The 20930-nt window shown below is 61.7% G+C and carries 18 protein-coding genes; 6 read left to right on the top strand and 12 right to left on the bottom strand.

The window, feature by feature from the left end; all coding sequences use genetic code 11:
- Nucleotides 1–8 precede the first annotated feature (8 nt).
- Nucleotides 9–1004, bottom strand: a complete 996-nt coding sequence (locus CQ007_RS02615) for a peptidase U32 family protein (protein WP_105643380.1) — start codon at nt 1002–1004, stop codon at nt 9–11.
- Between the two features lie 227 nt (nt 1005–1231).
- Nucleotides 1232–2491: an acyl-CoA dehydrogenase family protein gene (locus CQ007_RS02620; RefSeq protein WP_105643381.1), complete on the bottom strand. Its 1260-nt coding sequence runs from the start codon at nt 2489–2491 to the stop codon at nt 1232–1234.
- Between the two features lie 310 nt (nt 2492–2801).
- Here CQ007_RS02620 and ahpC point away from each other — a divergent pair, with 310 nt between their 5' ends.
- A complete protein-coding gene (gene ahpC, locus CQ007_RS02625) occupies nt 2802–3365 on the top strand; it encodes an alkyl hydroperoxide reductase subunit C (protein WP_105643382.1) in 564 nt (187 codons plus the stop codon).
- A 98-nt stretch (nt 3366–3463) separates the two neighbouring features.
- Nucleotides 3464–5050: an alkyl hydroperoxide reductase subunit F gene (ahpF, locus tag CQ007_RS02630; RefSeq protein WP_105643383.1), complete on the top strand. Its 1587-nt coding sequence runs from the start codon at nt 3464–3466 to the stop codon at nt 5048–5050.
- 94 nt (nt 5051–5144) lie between these two features.
- Here ahpF and CQ007_RS02635 read toward each other — a convergent pair whose 3' ends face one another.
- From CQ007_RS02635 to purU, 3 genes are all read right to left on the bottom strand, one after another.
- Nucleotides 5145–6620, bottom strand: a complete 1476-nt coding sequence (locus CQ007_RS02635) for a helicase HerA-like domain-containing protein (protein ID WP_105643384.1) — start codon at nt 6618–6620, stop codon at nt 5145–5147.
- A gap of 70 nt (nt 6621–6690) precedes the next feature.
- Nucleotides 6691–7110, bottom strand: a complete 420-nt coding sequence (locus tag CQ007_RS02640; RefSeq protein WP_105643385.1) for a CBS domain-containing protein — start codon at nt 7108–7110, stop codon at nt 6691–6693.
- A 49-nt stretch (nt 7111–7159) separates the two neighbouring features.
- A complete protein-coding gene (gene purU / locus CQ007_RS02645) occupies nt 7160–8011 on the bottom strand; it encodes a formyltetrahydrofolate deformylase (RefSeq protein ID WP_105643386.1) in 852 nt (283 codons plus the stop codon).
- A gap of 256 nt (nt 8012–8267) precedes the next feature.
- Between purU and mvaT the strand changes: the two genes are divergently transcribed.
- On the top strand, nt 8268–8642 hold the full coding sequence (gene mvaT / locus CQ007_RS02650; protein WP_105643387.1) for a histone-like nucleoid-structuring protein MvaT: 375 nt from the start codon (nt 8268–8270) through the stop codon (nt 8640–8642).
- Between the two features lie 67 nt (nt 8643–8709).
- Here mvaT and sbcB read toward each other — a convergent pair whose 3' ends face one another.
- A complete protein-coding gene (gene sbcB / locus CQ007_RS02655) occupies nt 8710–10167 on the bottom strand; it encodes an exodeoxyribonuclease I (RefSeq protein ID WP_105643388.1) in 1458 nt (485 codons plus the stop codon).
- A 69-nt stretch (nt 10168–10236) separates the two neighbouring features.
- Entirely contained in the window at nt 10237–10638 is a 402-nt protein-coding gene (locus CQ007_RS02660) for a PilZ domain-containing protein (protein WP_256582198.1), read from the bottom strand.
- A 331-nt stretch (nt 10639–10969) separates the two neighbouring features.
- Here CQ007_RS02660 and CQ007_RS02665 point away from each other — a divergent pair, with 331 nt between their 5' ends.
- The gene (locus CQ007_RS02665) at nt 10970–11905 is read left to right on the top strand and encodes a universal stress protein (RefSeq protein WP_105643389.1); all 936 of its coding nucleotides are present in this window, start codon (nt 10970–10972) and stop codon (nt 11903–11905) included.
- Nucleotides 11906–11922: 17 nt separating this feature from the next.
- Here the strand turns inward: CQ007_RS02665 and CQ007_RS02670 are convergent, their stop codons facing one another.
- From CQ007_RS02670 to edd, 3 genes are read right to left on the bottom strand one after another with little or no spacing between them, the layout of a single operon-like run.
- Entirely contained in the window at nt 11923–12564 is a 642-nt protein-coding gene (locus tag CQ007_RS02670; RefSeq protein ID WP_105643390.1) for a bifunctional 4-hydroxy-2-oxoglutarate aldolase/2-dehydro-3-deoxy-phosphogluconate aldolase, read from the bottom strand.
- On the bottom strand, nt 12564–13280 hold the full coding sequence (pgl, locus tag CQ007_RS02675; protein ID WP_105643391.1) for a 6-phosphogluconolactonase: 717 nt from the start codon (nt 13278–13280) through the stop codon (nt 12564–12566). Before pgl ends, CQ007_RS02670 begins: the two co-directional genes overlap by 1 nt.
- Complete coding sequence (gene edd, locus CQ007_RS02680) at nt 13277–15109, bottom strand: phosphogluconate dehydratase (protein WP_105643392.1); 1833 nt, start codon at nt 15107–15109, stop codon at nt 13277–13279. Before edd ends, pgl begins: the two co-directional genes overlap by 4 nt.
- A gap of 109 nt (nt 15110–15218) precedes the next feature.
- On the opposite strand from edd, the gene pyk reads away from it, so the two are divergent.
- The gene (pyk, locus tag CQ007_RS02685) at nt 15219–16667 is read left to right on the top strand and encodes a pyruvate kinase (RefSeq protein WP_105643393.1); all 1449 of its coding nucleotides are present in this window, start codon (nt 15219–15221) and stop codon (nt 16665–16667) included.
- A 61-nt stretch (nt 16668–16728) separates the two neighbouring features.
- Here the strand turns inward: pyk and CQ007_RS02690 are convergent, their stop codons facing one another.
- Complete coding sequence (locus CQ007_RS02690) at nt 16729–18252, bottom strand: fumarate hydratase (protein WP_105643394.1); 1524 nt, start codon at nt 18250–18252, stop codon at nt 16729–16731.
- Nucleotides 18253–18508: 256 nt separating this feature from the next.
- Between CQ007_RS02690 and CQ007_RS02695 the strand changes: the two genes are divergently transcribed.
- Nucleotides 18509–19636, top strand: coding sequence for a GGDEF domain-containing protein (locus CQ007_RS02695; RefSeq protein WP_256582183.1), 1128 nt, complete (start codon nt 18509–18511; stop codon nt 19634–19636).
- A gap of 4 nt (nt 19637–19640) precedes the next feature.
- Here CQ007_RS02695 and CQ007_RS02700 read toward each other — a convergent pair whose 3' ends face one another.
- Nucleotides 19641–20798 carry a phosphatidylserine/phosphatidylglycerophosphate/cardiolipin synthase family protein gene (locus tag CQ007_RS02700; protein WP_105643396.1) on the bottom strand — a complete coding sequence of 386 codons (1158 nt, stop codon included), beginning with the start codon at nt 20796–20798 and terminating at the stop codon, nt 19641–19643.
- Nucleotides 20799–20930: the final 132 nt, after the last annotated feature.

Genomic DNA, 20930 nt, shown 5'->3' on the forward strand with positions numbered 1-20930 from the left:
TCTTTCTCCTACTGCCAGGCGCGGTGATAGGCGCCCAGGGTGGTCTGGCTGCCCTCGGACACGGTGTCCAGTACCCGGCGCCAGCTATCCTGTACGGTGAAGCGTTGCGGGTTGGCCTTGTAGCTGTCCAGCGCCTTGCGCCAGACCCCGGCAACCTGCTCGACATAGGCCGGGCTGCGCTGGCGGCCCTCGATCTTGACCGCCTCCACGCCGATCTCGGTGAGTTGCGGAATCAGGTCCATGGTATTCAGGCTGGTCGGCTCCTCCAGCGCGTGAAAGCGCTTGCCATGCACCATGAAGCGGCCCTTGCACAGGGTCGGGTAGCCTGCCGCCTCACCTTCGGCGTAGCGGTCGATCAACACATCGTTGAGCCGCGAACTGAGGCCATCGGCGCCCTCGCTCCAGCGCACCGCACTGGCCGGCGAACAGACCCCGCACAGGTTCGGCGACTCGCCGGTGACATAGGAGGACAGATGACAGCGGCCCTCGGCCATGATGCACAGGCTGCCGAAGGCGAATACCTCCACCGGCACCGGGCTGGACGCTGCCACCTGGCGCACCTGATTGAGCGACAGCACACGCGGCAATACCGTGCGCCGGATGCCGTACTGCTCGTGATAGAAGCGCAGTGCCGCGGCATTGGTGGCCGAGCCCTGCACCGACAGGTGCAGGGACAGCTTCGGGTGGTGCTTGCTGGCATAGGCCAGCACGCCGGGATCGCCGGCGATCAGTGCATCGGCGCCCAGCTCGGCGGCGCGGTCGACGGCGCGCTTCCAGCGCGCCCAGCCATCGGGCAGCGCATAGGTATTGACGGCGATATACAGCTGCCGCCCTTCCCGGCGGATCAGCTCCAGACCGCTTTCCAGCTGTTTATCGGTGAAATTGAGTCCGGCGAAATGGCGGGCGTTGGTATCGTCGCGAAAACCGGTGTAGATGGCATCCGCACCTTGGCGTACCGCCGCCTTGAGGGCAGGCAGACTGCCTGCGGGACAGACCAGTTGCATGGAAACTCCCTGTGATCGATGTCAGCCAGGGACTGTGCGCCAGTGGGCGGAAAAGGTCATTGATCAAGGTCAAGGCCCATGCAGTCCGGGTTGTCGAGCCTCAGTTCGACGACTGCGCCCCCTGGCAGCCAGCGGCGTAGCGCAGGCGCGCTACACCCCAACTTCCATACCGGGTTGTCGAGCCCCTGCTCAATGTATGACACACCCCGGGGTTTCGCTCCTGCGTGTCAGTGAGGCCGCAGCACATCCGGCGGGGTCAGGTAGTCGCTGCTGCTGCCACGGCGCTCGTGGGCATCACCGATCTCCAGTCGGGCGATACTGCGCAGGTGTACCTCGTCCGGCCCGTCCGCGATGCGCAGGCAGCGCGAGCTGATCCACAGATCGGCCAGGGGCGTATCGGGGGTCAGGCCCATGGCACCGAACACCTGCATGGCCCGGTCCACCACCTTGTTCAACATGCCGGGCACCACCGCCTTGATCATGGCGATTTCCTTGCGCGCCCCGCGGGCCCCGACATTGTCGATCATCCAGGCGGTTTTCAGCACCAGCAGCCGGGCCTGCTCGATTTCCATCCGGGAACGGGCGATCCACTCCGAGATACTGCCATGCTGGTGCAGGTAACGCCCGAAGGTCTTGCGTTCCTGGGCACGGTCGATCATCAGCTCCAGCGCCAGCTCGGCCATACCGATGGCGCGCATGCAATGGTGCACTCGGCCCGGTCCCAACCGCGCCTGGGCCATCATGAAACCGTCGCCCTCGCTGCCCAGCAGATTGCTCACCGGCACTCGAACGTTACGCAGCACCAGCTCGCTGTGCCCTTCGGGGGCGATGTGATGCATCACCGGAATATTGCGCACCAACTCCACACCGGGCGTATCGAAGGGCACGATGACCATACTCTGCTGGCGGCGTGGCTCGCCGTCGGGATCGGTCTTGCCCATCACGATCAGAAAAGCGCAGTCGGGATGCGAAGCATTGGTGATGAACCACTTGCGCCCGTTGATCACATACTCATCGCCTTCACGGCGGATCAGGGTCTGGATGTTGCTGGCATCCGAAGAGGCCACATCCGGCTCGGTCATGGCGAAGGCCGAACGGATATCGCCATTGAGCAGTGGGTCGAGCCAGCGCTGGCGCTGCTGCTCGCTGGCGAACATGTGCAGCAATTCCATATTGCCGGTGTCTGGCGCATTGCAGTTGAATACCTCCGAGGCCCAGCTGACGCGCCCCATGATTTCCGCCAGCGGTGCGTACTCGAGATTGCTCAGGCCCTGCCCCGGCTCATCGGCCCGCAGTGACGGTAAAAACAGATTCCACAACCCCTCTGACCTGGCCAGTGCCTTGAGGTCCGCCATGAAGGACACCGGGAAACTGTCGGCAGCCACCTCCTGTTGCCACTGCCCAAGACGCGGTACGATGTGCTGGTCGAGAAAATTCCGCACCTGCTGGCGCAGAGCTTCGGTTTTGGCGCTATAGGCAAAGTCCATCTGTCATCTCCTCGAAAAGGTATCCGCATTCATTCAACCGACATGTTGCGGGCTTACCTTCAAGGCTAGGTCTGCGTTAAGATTCTGGCTATCTTGTATGAAGAGCTGAATCCATACCATTCACCCAGTGAATGAAAAAATTGATCCAAATCAATTTTATTGATTTTACTTGAATTGCTCCCATACAGATCAGATATAGACAAAAGCTATCCGCCGCTTAGACTAAATTTATTTTTAATATCCATCAGACGGTTCTACTATACGTCCTGTTTCCAACCCCCAAGACACAAAGCTCAACAAGGAGTCTTCAATGTCCGTTATCAACACCGAAATCAAGCCGTTCACCGCTCAGGCGTTCAAGAACGGTGAGTTCATCCAGGTCTCCGACACTGACGTAAAAGGCAAGTGGGCCGTATTCTTCTTCTATCCGGCTGACTTCACCTTCGTTTGCCCGACCGAACTGGGTGACGTTGCCGACCATTACGAAGAGCTGCAGAAGCTGGGCGTGGAAGTCTACTCCGTCTCCACTGACACCCACTTCACCCACAAAGCATGGCACGACAGCTCCGAGACCATCGGCAAGATCAAGTACACCATGATCGGCGACCCGACCATGCAGATCAGCCGCAACTTCGAAATCCTGCGTGAAGCCGAAGGTCTGGCTAACCGCGGTACTTTCATCGTTGACCCCGAAGGCGTCATCCAGGCTGTTGAAATCACCGCTGAAGGCATTGGCCGTAACGCTGCCGACCTGCTGCGCAAGATCAAGGCTGCCCAGTACGTAGCCGCCCACCCGGGTGAAGTCTGCCCAGCCAAGTGGGAAGAAGGCGAAGCCACTCTGGCTCCCTCGCTGGACCTGGTCGGCAAGATCTAAGCCCGACTGACAACCCGGCCCGCCGCGGCGCTTTGCGCCCGGTTGGCGGGCCGGGTTTTTTTTACCCAAAATTCACCACTTTTACAGGACACGCACTTATGTTGGACGCCAATCTGAAGAAGCAACTGGACACGTACCTGCAGAACATCGTTAAGCCGATTGAGCTCAGCGTGTCCGTCGATGACAGCCCCAAGGGCAAAGAATTGCATGAACTGGCGGTCGAAATCGCCGAGATGTCGAGCAAGATCGGTCTGGTCGCCGTAGAGAACCAGCGTACCCCGAGCATGGGCGTGGCCGAAGCCGGCCAGAGCCCCCGCGTGCGCTTTGCCGGCATCCCGATGGGCCACGAGTTCACTTCCCTGGTTCTGGCTCTGCTGCAGGCCGGCGGTCACCCGTCCAAGGCTGACCCGGCGCTGCTCGAGCAGATCCGCAATCTCGAAGGCAAGTTTCACTTCGAGACCTATATCTCCCTGTCCTGTCAGAACTGCCCGGACGTAGTGCAGGCCCTGAACCTGATGGCCACACTGAACCCGAACATCACCCATGTGATGATCGACGGCGCACTGTTCCAGGATGAGGTCGAGAGCCGCCAGATCATGGCCGTACCGACAGTGTTCCTCAATGGTGAACACTTCGGGCAGGGCCGCATGACCCTGGCCGAGATCGTCAACAAGGTCGACTCCGGCGCAGCGCAGCGCAAGGCCGCCGAACTGAACGAGAAAGCGCCCTACGAAGTATTGATCGTCGGCGGTGGCCCGGCCGGTGCCGCAGCAGCCATCTACGCCGCCCGCAAGGGCATCCGCACCGGTCTGGTTGCCGATCGTTTCGGTGGCCAGGTAATGGACACCGTGGGCATCGAGAACTTCATTTCCGTGCCCTACACCGAAGGCCCGAAACTGGTAGGCAGCCTGGAGCAGCACGTCAAGGAGTACGACGTGGATGTGATCACCGAGCAAACCGCCAGCAAGCTGTCCAGCAACGGCCTGGTCGAGATCGCCCTGGAAAGTGGCGCTACCCTGCGCAGCCGTTCGGTGATTCTGGCCACTGGCGCCCGCTGGAGGGAAATGAACGTACCGGGCGAGCAGGAATACCGCGGCAAGGGCGTCGCCTACTGTCCGCATTGTGACGGCCCGCTGTTCAAGGGCAAGCGCGTCGCAGTGATCGGTGGCGGCAACTCCGGCATCGAGGCAGCCATTGACCTGGCGGGTATCGTCGAGCACGTTACCGTGCTGGAGTTCAGTGATACCCTGCGTGCCGACGAGGTACTGCAACGCAAGGCCCGTTCGCTGTCGAACGTCAACATCATCATGAACGCAGCCACCACGGAAGTACGCGGTGACGGCAACAAGGTAGTAGGTCTGACCTACACTGACCGGGTATCCGGTGAAAGCGCCAATGTGGATGTAGCCGGTATCTTCGTGCAGATCGGCCTGGTACCCAACACCGACTGGCTGAAGGACAGCGAGGTCAACCTGACCCGCTTCGGTGAGATCGAGATCGACGCCCGCGGCGCCACCTCGGTGCCCGGCGTATTCGCCGCTGGAGACGTGACCACTGTGCCGTTCAAGCAGATCGTCATCGCCATGGGCGCCGGCGCAACTGCTTCGTTGGCGGCCTTCGATCACCTGATCCGCACCTCGACCGAGAGCGAAGCCGAAGCCGAGCAGGAAAAGGCCAGCGCCTGATCCCGCCGGCAGGCTGTAAACAACAACCGCACCCCTGGGTGCGGTTGTTGCGTTATGGGATAGCGGTAACGGCTGAACCCATACCGCCCGGCTGTCACTTGCGGCCGGTGAGTGATCCCAGCAGGCCCCGCGCCAGCTCCCGACCGATCTGCCGCGCCAGGGTCTGCACCGCCGACCGCACCGTGGTATTGATCAGACCATCAGTCACACTCTTGCCGGAAGCTGTCTTGCGGCCGCCACCTGCACCTCCCTTGCTGTCAGTCTCCGGCTGTGCTGCCCGAGCCGCCTGCTGGGCCCGCTGCGCCAGTATCTCGTAGGCCGACTCGCGATCGATGCCCCGCTCGTAACGCCCGGCCAATGGCGAAGCCTGGAACAATCCGCTGCGCTCGCCCTCGGACAGCACACCGATACGCGACCGGGGCGGTGCGATAAGCGTTCGTTCTACCACCGCGGGACGCCCCTTCTCATCCAGGACACTGACCAGGGCTTCGCCCACTGCCAGTTCGGTCAGGACCTCACGGGTGTCAAAGGCTGGATTGCTGCGAAAACCATCGGCCACCGCCTTCAGCGCCTTCTGCTCCTTCGGTGTGTAGGCGCGCAATGCATGCTGAATGCGCAGTCCAAGCTGGGCCAGCACCGGATCAGGCAGATCGCCAGGGGATTGGGTGACGAAGAAGACGCCCACGCCCTTGGAACGAATCAACCGCACCACCTGCTCGATGCGCTCGTGCAGCGCCTTGGGCGTACGCTCGAACAGCAGATGCGCCTCATCGAAGAACAACACCAGCCTGGGCTTGTCCGCATCGCCCTGCTCCGGCAACTGCTCATGCAGTTCCGACAGCAGCCATAGCAGGAAGCAGGCATAGACCCGGGGCGACTCCTGGATCAGCTTGCCCGCCTCCAGCAGATGGATATAGGCCCGACCGGACAGGTCCCGCTGCATCAGGTCGGCCAGTTGCAGCGCCGGCTCACCGAACAGGCGCTCGGCGCCCTGCTGTTGTAGGATCACCAGCCGGCGCTGGATGGCCTGGATACTCGCTGCGGCAATACCACCGCTGACGCTGGCCAGTTCCTGGGGATGCGCCAGCAGCCAGTCCATCAGCGCATGCAGATCCTTGAGGTCCAGCAACAACAACCCCTGCTGATCCGCCCAGGCAAAAATGCCATACAGCGCAGCCAGTTGGTTATCGTTCAGGTCAAGCAGGCTGGCCAACAGCAAAGGGCCCATCTCGCTGATGGTGGTACGCAACGGGTGGCCCCGATCACCAAGAATGTCCCAGAACACCACCGGCACCGCGCCCGGCTGCCAGGCCAATTCAGGCATCTGTGCCAGACGCCTGTCGATAGCCTCCGATGCGGTGGCCGCTACCGCCACCCCGGACAGGTCGCCCTTGATATCGGCGGCGAACACCGGCACGCCAGCGTTGGCAAAGCTTTCCGCCAGGACCTGCAGTGTGACGGTCTTGCCGGTGCCGGTGGCGCCAGCGATCAGGCCGTGGCGATTGCACATGCGCAGCGGCTGGCCGATCAACCGGCCGCCGGCGCTCCCCAACTGCAGGTAGGTTTCCATCGTTCCCTATTCCCCTGGGTCTGTTCCCGTTTCATTTGCCGCCGCGTCAGCACCTGGCCGGAAGAAAGCATCAACCTTTCTTCGGTGCGCCGTGCTCGTTGAAACTTTTCAGTGCCCGCAGCAGATCCTGCCGGCTGATCTGCCCGACCAGGCGGCCATACTCCATCACCGGCAGGCGCCGTCGGCCACGCTCCACGAAATGCGCCGCAGCCTTGAGTATGTCAGCATCGGCATCGATGGTTTCAACCACCTCGCTCATGAATGCGCCGACCGAACCGCAGGCCTCTTCGAAATAGCTGCCACTGAGGATACCCCGCAGACAGTCGCTTTCCGAAAGAACCCCAACCAGATAACCCTGCTCATCTATTACCGGCGCCCCGGAAATGCGGTGCGCCACCAACAGGTCGATTGCCTTGAACAGATCCATATGCGGAGAGAATGTCACTGGTTCGGTATGCATGTAGTCACGTACTTTCACTGATTTGAACATGCCGTCTGCTCCAATCCATTGTTACCGCAGCATCAGGCAGTCCATGAACTCAGCCGAACACCACGGTCTTGTTGTCGTGTACCAATACCCTGTCTTCCAAGTGATAGCGCAAACCGCGGGAAAGCACCATTTTTTCGACATCCTTTCCCAGTCGAACCATATCATCAGCATTGTGTCTATGACTGATACGCACGACATCCTGTTCGATGATCGGGCCGGCATCAAGTTCTTCTGTCACATAGTGGCAAGTCGCACCGATGAGTTTAACTCCCCGGGTGGCAGCCTGATGATATGGTCGGGCGCCAACAAATGAGGGCAGAAAGCTGTGATGAATATTGATTACCCGTCCGGCATATTGCTCGCACAGGCTGGCCGGCAATATCTGCATGTAGCGCGCCAGCACAATGCAATCAGCCTGCTGCTCATTCACCAGCCGAGTAACTTCATCGAAGGCCGGCTTTTTATCCTTTGCATCGACTGGCACATGATGAAAAGGTATTCCATGCCATTCCACCATGCTACGCAAATCATCATGATTGGAAATAACGCTGGTTATTTCGCAATCCAGTTCGCCACTATGAAAACGGTGCAGCAAGTCAGCCAGACAATGGGATTCGCGACTGGCCATCAGCACTACCTTCTTGCGCTGCGCCGAGTCGCTGACCCGCCACTCCATGCCGAATTCGGTAGCGATCGGCGCGAATACCGTACGCAGACCGTCGGCATCGAAGGGCAGCGAATCAGCACGTATCTCATGGCGCATGAAGAACCAGCCGGTCAGGTTGTCCGAGTGGTGATTGGCTTCGGTGATCCAGCCATTGTAGGTAGCCAGCAGGTTACTGACCTTGGCCACAATCCCCACACGGTCGGGACAGGCAATTACCAGGCGAAAGGTACGCATCAAATCAACTCCAGATGGCCACTGTAATCTGTAACCCACGCCGCGCTCGGCGGCAGCATACAAACCCATGGCGGTTCGAAAGCTGCGTATTCTACTCCGAGCCCGGGGAAATTTCAGCCAGATCACCGCAATGGGAGAAGTTAACAAAAAGAATCACTAATCGACCCAATGAAGCCGGTAACTTCTTGTGCAATTAGCTGGTTATAAACTACCATTAGTCCCACTAATCAGTACCATTAAAAAAGGGGAAACAAACATGTCCATGCTGCAGGAATACCGGCAGATCGAAGATACCATCCGTGAACTGTCCGAGCGTCTCAAATCATTGTCCAATGATGACAAATTGAAGAAAGAAATCGAATTTGAGAAAAAGCTCAACACCTTGATGGAACAGTACGGCAAAAGCCTTAGGGACGTTGTGGCTATTCTTGATCCGGACCATAAGCTGTCCGCTCCAAGCAAGACTGTCAAGGCGCCGGTTGCCAAACGTGCTCGCAAAGTAAAGCAATACAAGAATCCGCACAACGGTGAAGTAATCGAAACAAAAGGCGGGAATCACAAGACCCTGAAAGCCTGGAAAGAACAGTACGGCGCAGAGACAGTGGAAAGCTGGTCCACCATTCTGGATTAAATCCCTGCCCCAACTGGTTGATACCAGAGAAAAAGCCCCAGCAATGGATAAGTGCCGGGGCTTTTCATCAAGATGTAATAATTTCCAGTTTCACCGCCAGCTCAATGGCATATTCACGCCACTGTCCCAGTAATAGGCGCTGCGCTTCATCCGTCTGCGTCAATGCCTGTTGCAAGTCCTGCATGAACCCATCGAAAGTAAGCGCCGCTCCCGGTATCTGCCCCGTCAACTTCTGCCGGCAGAACTGCAGCCACTCCTGCCGCTGCGTCATATCCAGGGATTCGGGAAAGTTGCGCGCACGGTAACGTGGCAACATGTCCGCCAGGCGCTGGTCCGCCAGCGGCCACTGGGCAGCGTTCAGACTCGCGCCGTCCGCTTCGCGGATTCCCGGCAGCAGATTACGATCCCGATCCGAGGTGAAGCCATCATAAAGCCGGGTTTCCGCATCAGCCTCGGCACCCGGCTCCCCTGCAGCCCCTGCTCGGTCGGCGTATATCGCCGCCAGTTTGTCCTGCCCCGATACCCGCCATTGCGCCAGGCGCTGGGCATGCTCGAGCAGCATCGGCATATCCAGCTGTAACCGTTCGATATCCTGCTGGCGCAGCACCTTGGCATCCGCCAGCACCGGGCATTTGTTGATATGCACCAGTTTGAGACCGGGTCTCTGTTCACCTGGGGCCAGGTCCTCGGTCCGCGTGTACAGCCGCTGACACAACTGCTCCGCGGAAAGATCCTGCAGCAGCCCGGGCTCCACTTCCAGATCCCATACGATCAGCGCATTGCGGTTGCTCGGATGCCAGCCCAACGGCAGGACCAGCGCCAGGCCGTGACGTTCGCGGCCGAAACGGCCGGAAACGTGCACCAGCGGGCGCGGGTTCTGCAGGTCGATCAATTCGCTGACCCGGTGTTTACTGCGTAACTCGTAGAGATAGCGGTACAGGCGCGGCTGCGCCTGTTTCAACAACCTGGCCACGGCGATGGTCGCCCGCACATCGGCCAGCGCATCGTGCGCCTGGCCGTGGTCGATACCATTGGCTGCCGTCAGCAGCTCCAGCCGCAAACTGGTAAAGCCATCCTGCTGTGGCCACTCGATGCCATCAGGTCGCAGCGCATGCGCCGTGCGCAGTGCATCCAGCAGATCCCAACGGCTGTTGCCGCCTTGCCACTCACGCGCGTAAGGGTCGTAGTAGTTGCGATACAGGGCGAAGCGTGTCATCTCATCGTCATACCGCAGGTTGTTGTAACCGGCGGTACAGGTGCCCGGAGCGGCCATCTGCTCGTGCAACAGGCGCATGAACTGCGCTTCGGGCAGACCACGCCTGGCCCGATCAGGGTCGATACCGGTTACCAGACAAGCCATGGGGTGCGGCAACACATCCTCGGCGATGCGGCAATCAATGCACAGCGGCTCGCCTACCTCCCGCAGCTCGTCGTCCGTACGGATGCCGGCCACCTGCAACGGGCGATCACGCCGCGGGTCGATGCCGGTGGCTTCGAAGTCGTACCAGAAAATGCTCTTGCTCATGAATCCCCCGATAACCTGCCGTGGCAGGTGCAAACCATGCTGGCATGCAGGGTAACCCAAGGGGCTCGGTCAGGCATCAACCGGGTGCATGAAACTGAAGTAGTGCTGCAGGGCGACCGCGAGGTTGGCGAAGATATGCGCATTATCGAGGATGCTGAATCCAGCGTCGTAGTGACCAGGAGTCAGATCCGGGCGGCACCAGCGGCTGACCGCACGAAAAGGCAGCGTCTGCACTCCATCCCCTGCAGCCGAAGGCAGATGCAACTGCAGGTCGTATTCGGCGCCGAGCATGATCGGCAACGGGCTGAGCAGCATGAAGCCATTGCACGATACATTGCCCAGAGTGCCCATGAAACTGCCTGTATGGCTGTTGTATACGTTCAGGTAGGCGTGCAACTGATGCCGCGCTATACGACGATTGAACTGCTCGGAATGTTCGGGTTTTGCACCCTCGAAAGGCATGCCTTGCATAGTCAACGGTGCTCCTGTTCGTAGGTCAGCGCAGCTCGATGCTGGGGAGCGCGACGAGGTTTCGACTGGTGATCGAATCGCACCACAGCGCCAGTGAGTGGCCATGGGGCGGATCTGTCCGGAGAATAAACATAGCTGAGCGCCTCATGCCGCTTCCCTGTGCCGGCTCATCCCTGGGGTCTGTTGCCACAGAATAGACCAGCGATTTCACCAGGCCAAGCCCTGGCTGACAAAATGCCATCCCCCATTCGAATGATTTGATCTGCATCAGCGCTATACTGCGGAAAGTGGCTTACGCTGAAGAAAACCATCGGCAACCAGGGGACAGCGAATGAACATCCAGCACATCATGGTGGTGATCGACCCCACCAGCGACACCGACCAGCCCTGCCTGCGACGCGCTGAGCAGCTGGCGACATACTACCCTTCGGCCCGTTTCACCCTGTTTGTCAGCGATTATATCGCCGCACTGGACCGCGGCCAGCTGTTCGACAGCGAGTCTCTGGCCAAGGCCCGCAGCTCTCTGCTCGGTCATCGCGAGGAGCTACTCGACCGCCTGGCCAGGCCCCTGCGTGAGCGCGGCTTCACGGTCAACACCCAGGCGGTATGGGGCAAGCGCTACGAGCGCCACATCCTCCGGGCCATCCACGAACAACAGCCGGATCTGGTGCTCAAGACCACCCATCATCACGGGCTGCTGAAGCGGCTGGTGCTGAGCAACAGCGACTGGTATCTGATCCGCCATTGCCCGGCACCGCTGTGGCTGGTCAAGCAGCCGGACAACGCGCTGAAGGTATTCTGCGCCAGCGTCGATCCGCTGCACGAGGCCGACAAGCCGGCGGCGCTGGACAACAAGTTGCTGACCACCGCCCGCTCGCTGGCCGAGGCAACCAGTGGCGAATTGCAGGCGGTGCATTGCTACAATCCCCTGCCCCACACCCTGGCTTTCGATACCGGCCTGGTCGCCGACTATGACGGCTACGCCGCCGAGGTGCACAAGCACCATGCCGAGGCCTTCCGCGAGTTTACCAGCCAGGCCCAGGTGGCGCCTGACGCACAGCATCTGCTGCGGGGCTATCCGGAACAGGCGATTCCCGAGTTCGCCCTGCAGCACCGGGTCGACCTGCTGGTGATCGGGGCGATCTCCCGCTCACGGCTGGAAAGCGCGCTGATCGGTCATACCGCCGAGCGCCTGCTCGACCATGTGCCCTGCGACCTGCTGATCGTCAAGCCCGACGGCTTCGTCGATCCCTCCAAACCGTCCTGAGCGATACGCCCCGCCGTTCAACCGTGCGGGGCGAACTGCCGACACAGACGGGTGATGCCAGCCCAGTCACCGGCCTCCATCAGCGCGGGCGGTGCCATCCAGCTGCCGCCTGCGGCCACCACATTGCCCAACGCCAGGTAATCGGCCAGTTTCGCAGGGGTTATTCCGCCAGTGGGGCAGAAACGCACATCGTGAAAAGGTCCGGCAAAGGCCTTGAGCAAAGCCACGCCACCGCAGACCTCGGCCGGGAACAGCTTGAAGCATCGATAGCCCATGCGGTATCCACGCATGATCTCCGATGCCGTGGCCACCCCAGGCAACAAGGGCACCGGGCTGTCCAGCCCCAGGGTCAGCAACTCGTCTGTGCAGCCGGGGCTGACCACGAAGCGCGCTCCGGCATCCAGCACCGACTGGAATTGCCGACCATCCAGTACCGTACCGGCACCGACACACAACTGCGGACGCTGTTCGGCCAGCAGGCGAATCGCCGCCAGGCCCAGCGGTGTGCGCAGGGTGATCTCCAGGTTGGTGATACCGCCAGCAGCGAGCGCATCGGCCAGGGGCAGCACATCACTTTCACGGTGAATGCTGAGCACCGGCAGGATGCGTTGGCCACTGAAGATACTATCCAGGTTGCTGCTGTTTTCAGCCAATCTCATTACGGTTGCTGTTCCTTGGTGAAAAAAATGTCCATGGGTGGGGTGAGGAAGGCTGCAATCGGCCAGCTCAGCGGGTCCGCCGCCTGCACCGCAGCGCCCAGCGTCTGTCGCTTATCCTCACCGGCAAAGACCAGCATCTTCAGCCGCGCGCTCTGGATCGCCCGTGCCGTCATGCTCAGCCGTGCCACCCGCTCGCCTTCGGCAGGCACCGCGATGCAGACAGCAGGGGTCTGCGCGGAAAGATATTCGCTCAACCCCGGCATGTGCGGGAACAACGAGGCGGTATGGCCGTCCGGCCCCATGCCCAATACCACCACATCCAGCGGCAGCAGCGGCTCCAGCATGGCGTGACAGTGCTGCGCATCCGCTTCCAGCCCGCGGCCCTGATACATCGGCAACCAGGTGGCGCGCTGCAGCACCCTGGGCATGCACTGCTGGATCAGCCGCGCATTGCTCTGCGCATCCTGCGGCGGCACCCAGCGCTCATCCACCTGGGTGACGGTGACCTTCTCCCAGGCGAGGTCAAGCTGTTCCAGGCACCGCAGGAACAATGCCGGCCCTCGCCCTCCGGACAGTGCCAGGCTGGCACGACCACGTTGGGCGATGGCCTGCTGCAGCGCCATCTGAATATGCACTGCGACCGCCCCGGCCTGCGCCTGAGCCGATTGGCTGTCCTCCCAGCCCAACCCGCGCTCTGCAATCCACGTTTCGATCACACTGCACCTCCATCAGCCTGGATCAGACTTTCAGTAAAACAACTGGCGCCCTGCTCAGCCGCGCTGGCGCCCTGCCGGGCGAAGGCGAACAGCTCGCGTCCCCAACCACGCCGTACCGGCTGGGCATGTGTGGCTGCCGTGCGCGCCTGCCATTCGGCCTGCTCGACATGCACCTGCAGCACACCCCGCCCGGCATCCAGGCTGAGCCGGTCGCCGTCGCGCAGATAGGCCAGCGGCCCGCCCGCCTGTGCTTCGGGGGTAAGATGAATCACTGCGGGAACCTTGCCCGAGGCGCCGGACATGCGCCCGTCGGTCACCAACGCTACCCGCTGGCCGCGGTCCTGCAGGATGCCCAGGTAGGGGGTGAGCTTGTGCAGCTCGGGCATGCCGTTGGCGGCCGGCCCCTGAAAACGGACGACGACGATCACATCGCCTTGAAACTCGTTGTTCTGGAATGCCTCGACAAAGGCCTCCTGGGTCGCGAACAACCGGCATGGCGCACTGACCTGCCAATGCTCCGGCTTGACCGCTGACACCTTGATCACGCCACGCCCGAGCATGCCATCGACCACCCGCAGGCCGCCATCGACGCTGAAGGGGGCGTGCCGGCTGCGCAGGATGCTCTCATCCAGGCTGGCGTTCGGCCCATCACGCCATGCCAGCCGCCCCTCCCGCAGCATCGGTTCGTGGGTGTAGCGCTGCAGGCCCGGTCCGGCGATGGTATTGACATCGGCGTGCAGCAGGCCGCTGTCGAGCAACTGGGCAAACAGAAAAGCGGTACCGCCGGCGGCCTGGAAGTGATTCACATCAGCCCGCCCGTTGGGGTAGATCCGCGCCAGTATCGGTACCACCTCCGACAGCATGGCCATGTCATCCCAGTTCAGTTGCAGGCCGGCGCACTGGCCGATGGCAACCAGATGCAGGGTCAGGTTGGTCGAGCCGCCGGTTGCCAGCAACAGCACCAGGGCATTGACCAGTGCCCGCTCATCGAGGATCGACGCCAGACTGCCTTCTCCCGTGCGCGCCAGACGGGCCGCCTGTTCGGCCACCGCCACCGTCAGCGCATCGCGCAGCGGTGTGTTGGGGTTGATGAAGGAAGCACCTGGCAACTGCAGGCCCATGGCTTCGAGCAGTATCTGGTTGGTATTGGCGGTGCCGTAGAAGGTACAGGTACCCGGGGCATGATAGGCCTGACATTCGGCGTCGAGCAGCTCTTCCCGGCTGGCCAGCCCTTCGGCGTAACGCTGGCGCACCATGGCCTTTTCGCTGTTGGGCAGCCCCGAGGGCATCGGTCCGGCGGGCACGAACAGCACCGGCAGGTGGCCGAAACGCAGCGCGCCCATCAACAACCCCGGCACTATCTTGTCGCAGATACCCAGGCACAGCGCCGCATCGAACATGTTGTGCGACAGCGCCACTGCCGTGCCCATGGCAATGACATCGCGACTGACCAGCGACAGTTCCATGCCCGGCTCGCCCTGGGTGATGCCATCGCACATCGCCGGCACACCGCCGGCGACCTGCCCGGTGGCGCCCACGGCACGCAGCGCTTCACGGATCCGCGTCGGGAAGACTTCGTAGGGCTGGTGCGCCGACAGCATGTCGTTGTAGGCGGTGACCATGCCGACGTTGACTTCATCAGGCAGGCGCAGGCGCTGTTTGTCAGTCGCCGGACACCCGGCGATGCCATGGGCGAAATTGCTGCATGACAGGTCCCAGCGGCCACGCGGGCGCGCCGCCGCCTCGGCCATCTGTTGCAGATAGGCTGCACGCGATAGCCGGCTGCGCTGGCGCAGACGCTCGGTTACCTCTATTACCCGGGGGTGCATTCCAAGGTCCTCCTGCGGAGCGGGTGAATCGTCCGCTTCTGCCTGTCATGAATAAAGGGGTATGATCTCATTGTAAGCCACTGAATTGTCATTGAAGGGGAAAACATTCATGACCCTGCGTCGTACCAAGATCGTCGCCACTCTCGGACCCTCCAGCAGCACCCCGGAACGTATCGAAGCACTCATCAAGGCCGGCATGAACGTCGCCCGTCTGAATTTCTCCCACGGCACCCACGACGAGCACCGCGCTCGTGCCAACCTGGTACGCGAGACTGCTGCCCGGCTGGGCACCCATGTGGCACTGCTCGGCGACCTGCAGGGCCCGAAGATTCGTATCGCGCGCTTCAAGGACGGCAAGATCCAGCTGAATGTCGGCGACAAGTTCCGCCTGTCCACCAGCCACCCGCTGGATGAGGGCAACCAGCAGGTGGTCGGCATTGACTATCCCGAACTGGTCTCCGATTGCCGCGCCGGTGACGAGCTGCTGCTCGATGACGGCCGCATCGTGTTGCGCGTGGATGCCATCACCCAGGATGAAGCGCAGTGCACGGTGACCGCCGGCGGCGCGCTGTCCAACCACAAGGGCATCAACCGCCGCGGTGGCGGCCTCTCCGCTGCAGCGCTGACCGACAAGGACCGCGCCGATATCGTGCTGGCTGCGGAAATGGCAATGGAGTACGTAGCGGTGTCCTTCCCGCGTGACGCCAAGGATATGGACCTGGCGCGCAACCTGCTCCAGGAAGCCGGCTCCCAGGCCTGGCTGGTGGCCAAGATCGAGCGCGCCGAGGCGGTGGCCGACGAGGCACTGGATGGGCTGATCGATGCCAGCGACTGCGTGATGGTGGCCCGTGGCGACCTGGGTGTGGAGATCGGCGACGCTGAACTGGTCGGCATCCAGAAGATCATCATTGCCCGTGCCCGGCGCAAGAACAAGACGGTGATCACCGCCACCCAGATGATGGAATCGATGATCAACAGCCCGCTGCCGACCCGCGCGGAAGTCTCTGACGTAGCCAACGCGGCACTGGACTATACCGATGCGGTCATGCTCTCAGGGGAAACCGCCGCCGGCGACTTCCCGGTGGAGGCCGTCGCTGCCATGGACCGTGTCTGCCGCGGCGCCGAGAAGAACCCCACCAGCCAGCAGTCCAGCCACCGGCTGCACATGGAGTTCGGTCGCTGCGACGAGACCATCGCCCTGGCCGCCATGTACGCCGCCAACCACTTTCCCGGCGTCACCGCGGTGATCTCCCTGACCGACAGCGGCTACACTCCGCTGATCATGTCGCGCATCCGCTCGCATCTGCCGATCTACGCCCTGTCGCCCAACACCCAGACATTGGGTCGCGTGGCATTGATGCGTGGAGTGCAGAGCATCGCCTTCAACCCCACCGAGATGCCCTCCAGCGAGGTGAACCAGCACGCGGTCAACAAGCTGCTGGAGCTGGGACATGTGAAGCCCGGAGATTGGGTGATACTGACCAAGGGTGATGTCTACAACTCGCGTGGCGGCACCAACTCGATGAAGCTGCTGCACGTGGGTGAAGCGCTGGTGTGATCCACAGGCAATAAAAAACCCGGTTCACACCGGGTTTTTTGTTTCTACCGAAAGCGGAAAGTCACTGCACTTCCACCGCCAGGCTGTCGGCGATCTTCTTCTGCCAGATCTGCGGCCCGGTGATGTGCGCCGACTCACCCGTGGTGTCCACCGCCACGGTGACCGGCATGTCCTTCACCTCGAACTCGTAGACGGCTTCCATACCCAGTTCCGGGAATGCCAGTACCTCGGCCTTCTTGATCGCCTGGGCCACCAGATAGGCCGCACCACCCACCGCCATCAGATAGACCGCCTTGTAATCCTTGATCGCTTCGATGGCGATAGGACCACGCTCGGACTTGCCGATCATGCCCAGCAGGCCGGTCTGGTCGAGGATCTGGCGGGTGAACTTGTCCATCCGGGTGGCAGTGGTGGGACCAGCCGGCCCGACCACCTCGTCACGAACCGGATCGACCGGACCGACGTAGTAGATGAAGCGGCCCTTGAGGTCCACCGGCAGTTGCTCGCCCTTGTTCAGCATGTCGACCATGCGCTTGTGCGCCGCATCACGACCAGTGAGCATCTTGCCGGACAGCAGTACGGTTTCGCCGCTCTTCCAGCTCTGGACCTCTTCCGGGGTCACGGTGTCGAGGTTGACCCGGCGCACACCGCTGCCGACCTCCCAGGTGATGTCCGGGTAGGCGTCCATCGGCGGCGCTTCGAGCACGGCCGGACCACTGCCATCCAGTACGAAATGCGCATGGCGGGTGGCTGCGCAGTTGGGGATCATGCACACCGGCAGGCTGGCGGCATGGGTCGGGTAGTCCTTGATCTTGATATCCAGCACCGTGGTCAGGCCACCGAGGCCCTGGGCGCCGATGCCCAGCGCGTTGACCTTGTCCATGATCTCCAGGCGCAGTTCCTCGACGCGGTTCTGCGGGCCGCGCTGGCGCAGCTCGTGGATATCGATGGGGTCCATCAGCGACTCCTTGGCCAGTACCGCAGCCTTCTCCGCGGTACCGCCGATACCAATGCCGAGCATGCCCGGCGGGCACCAGCCAGCGCCCATGGTCGGTACGGTCTTGACCACCCAGTCGACGATCGAGTCGGAGGGGTTGAGCATGACCATCTTCGACTTGTTCTCGGAGCCGCCACCCTTGGCCGCAACATGGAACTCGATGGTATCGCCGGGGACCACCTGGTAGTGGATCACCGCCGGCGTATTATCCTTGGTGTTGGTGCGCTTGCCTGCCGGATCGGCAAGGATCGAGGCCCGCAGTACGTTTTCCGGGAGCTGGTAGGCACGCCGTACGCCCTCGTTGATCATGTCGTCGAGGCCCATGGTGGCCCCATCCCAGCGAACATCCATGCCGACCTTGACGAACACGGTGACGATACCGGTGTCCTGGCAGATGGGCCGGTGGCCAGTGGCGCACATGCGCGAGTTGATCAGGATCTGCGCCATGGCATCGCGCGCCGCCGGGGACTCTTCACGCTGGTAGGCTTCGTGTACCGCCTGGATGAAGTCTACGGGGTGGTAATAGGAGATGTATTGCAGGGCATCGGCAACGCTCTGGATCAGATCATCTTGCTTGATTACGGCCATTCTCGGACAGGCTCCTCTATAGGCTTGCTGGCCGCAGAATTACCGGTGCAAGGCAATGCGGCCAGGTTCACGGAATGCTTAGGCCGGGCCGAAAAGACCCTGGCAGAATGAAAGCAGGCGACAAAGTATACCCGAGCTTGCGAATCCGGGTCAGCCGTTCGGCTGATAGCTTTGCGCTATCGGCTGACAAAAGGGTGGGCAAACCCCTTGGCGACAGCTACAGTGATATCATCGTGACATCAATGGAAAGTGTATCGTGACCGACACGGACTTCGAGCAGCAGGCCCGTTTCCAGGCGCTGCGCCTGCAACGATTCTACCTTGCGCAGACGACCTATCTGATTGCCTATGTGGTGATTGCCGTGGCTTGGGCCACCGGCAGCTATATCGGCAGCAATGCCATGGCGCTGAGTCATTATCTCATCGGTTTCGTCACCCAGGTGGTCTTCTTCCTGATCTTCAGCAGCGGCTTCAACCTGCGCTTCAGTGACCCCAGCCTGACCAGTGCCCAGATCATCGTCGCCCTGCTGTTGCAGACCTACCTGCTGGCGCTGGTCGGACCGATTCGCGGTACCGTGCTGGTGGCCTACTGTCTGATCCTGCTGTTCGGCGTCTTCCAGCTGTCACGTTTGGCCTATCTGGTGCATGCGACCCTGGCGCTGCTGTGCTACGGCAGCCTGATCGTGTTCAACCAGCTGTTCCACATCTATCCCCAGGAGCTGTCCCTGGCTTTGCTTGAATGGTTCGTGCTGGCCTGTTTCCTGCTCTGGTTGACCATTCTGGGCAGCTATATCCGGGAGTTGCGCGAGCGCCTGCAGCAACGTCACAGCACACTCCAGCAACACCAGCAGACGCTACGCAGCATGATGGATCAGTTGCAGAACCTGGCTGCCACCGACGTACTGACCGGCCTGCCCAACCGCCGCCATTTCATCGACGAGGCGCAGCGCCGCATGACGCTGCTGGGCAATGGCCAGACCCTGGGCCTGGCACTGATCGATCTGGATCACTTCAAGCGCATCAATGATCTCTATGGCCACTCCGCCGGGGACGAGGTGCTGCAGGGCTTCGCCCGCATCGTACGCTCCAGCCTGCGCGGCGAGGACATCGTGGCGCGGTTCGGCGGGGAGGAATTCATTCTGCTGCTGAGTCATTGCGACCTGCCCACACTGCAGCATTGCGTCGAGCGCATTCGCTTGGCATTGGCCGCCTTCCGCTTCCCGGCGCTGCCCGAGGAGGTGTACTGCACGCTGTCAGCTGGGCTCTGCCTGATTCATCCGGAGGATGATCTGGAGTGGCGCATCAGCCAGGCCGATGAAGCCCTGTACCGGGCCAAGGCCGGAGGTCGCAATTGCACCCAGACCCACCATGAGGCCTATGCCTGAGCGATCAACTGCGGATATCCAGCCAGAGAATGGCGATCCGGTTGATGGTGCCCCACAGCCGTATCTTCATGCGGTGCGTCCAGGGCAGGGCCAGCCAGTCGTTCAGGGTCCATTCCCGTGACTCGGCAAAGTCGGCGGTGAAGCTCTGCTCCACCACCAGGGTCAGGCGGCTGTCGACGATGTTCTGGTTGGCTTCCAGATTCCAGTGCAGGGTCCAGTGATCGAAGTTGGACGAGCCCAGGCTCACCCAATCATCCACCAGTACCGTTTTCAGATGCAGGAAGCGCGGCTGATACTCGAAAATGCGTACGCCAGCCGCCAACAGGCGCCGATAGTAGCGCTGACCGGCGTAGCGCACCGGTGGATGATCGGTTACCTCACCACACAACAGCAGGCGCACATCCACGCCACGCCGGGCGGCCCGGGCCAGGGCCCGGCGGATGCGCCAGGTCGGTGCGAAATAGGGCGTGGCCAGCCAGACCTGGCGCTTGGCGCGGGCGATATTGGCCAGCAGCGCCTGCACCAGCTCCCGGTGGGTGCGGCCATCGGTCAGTGACACGCGCGCCAGGCCGTCGCTGCCGGACGGGTGTGGCGGCAGGCGTACCCGGCGCAGCCTTGCCGGCTGCCGACCGCCACGACGTTCGGTGACCTGCCACTGGCGCTCGAATATCGCCACCCAGTCCGCCACCACCGGCCCCTGCACCTCCAGCATCTGTTCGTGCCACAGACAGCGCCCTTCGGTTCCGGGAATACAGAAGGCATCGGTGAAGCCCGCACCACCGATGAACACCACACCGCCATCGACGATGACCAGCTTGCGGTGATCGCGATGCAGGTTGGAGCGGCCGCCCAGCAGGTTCAGTGGGTTGTAGAAGCGCAGATCGACACCACCCTGCAGCAACCGCTGGCGGTCGCTCTCCTGCAGTTCGCGACTGCCCAGGCTATCGAAGCGGCAGCGCACCCTCACTCCACGCGCCACCGCCTGCAGCAGGATATCCATGACCTTCTGCGTGCTGTTGCCGGACTCGACCAGATACAGTTCGATATCGATGCTGCAGACGGCCTGCGCCATGGCCTGCAGCATCCGCGGGAAGAAACGGTCCCCGTCCATCATCAGTTCAAAGGTGTTGCCTTCACGCCAGGGATAGATCGGGGTTGCCATGGGTACCTTTGCTGTCAGGGTCTGTTGCCATTTCATTGCAAAGCGCGTTGCAGCTGACTGATCCAGTCGAGAAACTCAGTGAGCATAGCAGTCTCGACAAACGCCCGAGCATGCTGCGGCTCATCATCGTGA

It is taken from the genome of Pseudomonas sp. MYb185 (assembly GCF_002979975.1).
Lineage (GTDB): Bacteria > Pseudomonadota > Gammaproteobacteria > Pseudomonadales > Pseudomonadaceae > Halopseudomonas.

Coding starts and splice junctions, on each gene's coding strand:
- mvaT (WP_105643387.1), top strand. CDS start 8,268: ATGTCCATGCTGCAGGAATACCGGCAGATCGAAGATACCATCCGTGAA.
- CQ007_RS02700 (WP_105643396.1), bottom strand. CDS start 20,798: ATGGCAACCCCGATCTATCCCTGGCGTGAAGGCAACACCTTTGAACTG.
- CQ007_RS02690 (WP_105643394.1), bottom strand. CDS start 18,252: ATGGCCGTAATCAAGCAAGATGATCTGATCCAGAGCGTTGCCGATGCC.
- CQ007_RS02640 (WP_105643385.1), bottom strand. CDS start 7,110: ATGTTCAAATCAGTGAAAGTACGTGACTACATGCATACCGAACCAGTG.
- sbcB (WP_105643388.1), bottom strand. CDS start 10,167: ATGAGCAAGAGCATTTTCTGGTACGACTTCGAAGCCACCGGCATCGAC.
- CQ007_RS02665 (WP_105643389.1), top strand. CDS start 10,970: ATGAACATCCAGCACATCATGGTGGTGATCGACCCCACCAGCGACACC.
- edd (WP_105643392.1), bottom strand. CDS start 15,109: ATGCACCCCCGGGTAATAGAGGTAACCGAGCGTCTGCGCCAGCGCAGC.
- CQ007_RS02670 (WP_105643390.1), bottom strand. CDS start 12,564: ATGAGATTGGCTGAAAACAGCAGCAACCTGGATAGTATCTTCAGTGGC.
- pyk (WP_105643393.1), top strand. CDS start 15,219: ATGACCCTGCGTCGTACCAAGATCGTCGCCACTCTCGGACCCTCCAGC.
- CQ007_RS02635 (WP_105643384.1), bottom strand. CDS start 6,620: ATGGAAACCTACCTGCAGTTGGGGAGCGCCGGCGGCCGGTTGATCGGC.
- ahpF (WP_105643383.1), top strand. CDS start 3,464: ATGTTGGACGCCAATCTGAAGAAGCAACTGGACACGTACCTGCAGAAC.
- ahpC (WP_105643382.1), top strand. CDS start 2,802: ATGTCCGTTATCAACACCGAAATCAAGCCGTTCACCGCTCAGGCGTTC.
- CQ007_RS02660 (WP_256582198.1), bottom strand. CDS start 10,638: ATGCAAGGCATGCCTTTCGAGGGTGCAAAACCCGAACATTCCGAGCAG.
- CQ007_RS02620 (WP_105643381.1), bottom strand. CDS start 2,491: ATGGACTTTGCCTATAGCGCCAAAACCGAAGCTCTGCGCCAGCAGGTG.
- CQ007_RS02615 (WP_105643380.1), bottom strand. CDS start 1,004: ATGCAACTGGTCTGTCCCGCAGGCAGTCTGCCTGCCCTCAAGGCGGCG.
- purU (WP_105643386.1), bottom strand. CDS start 8,011: ATGCGTACCTTTCGCCTGGTAATTGCCTGTCCCGACCGTGTGGGGATT.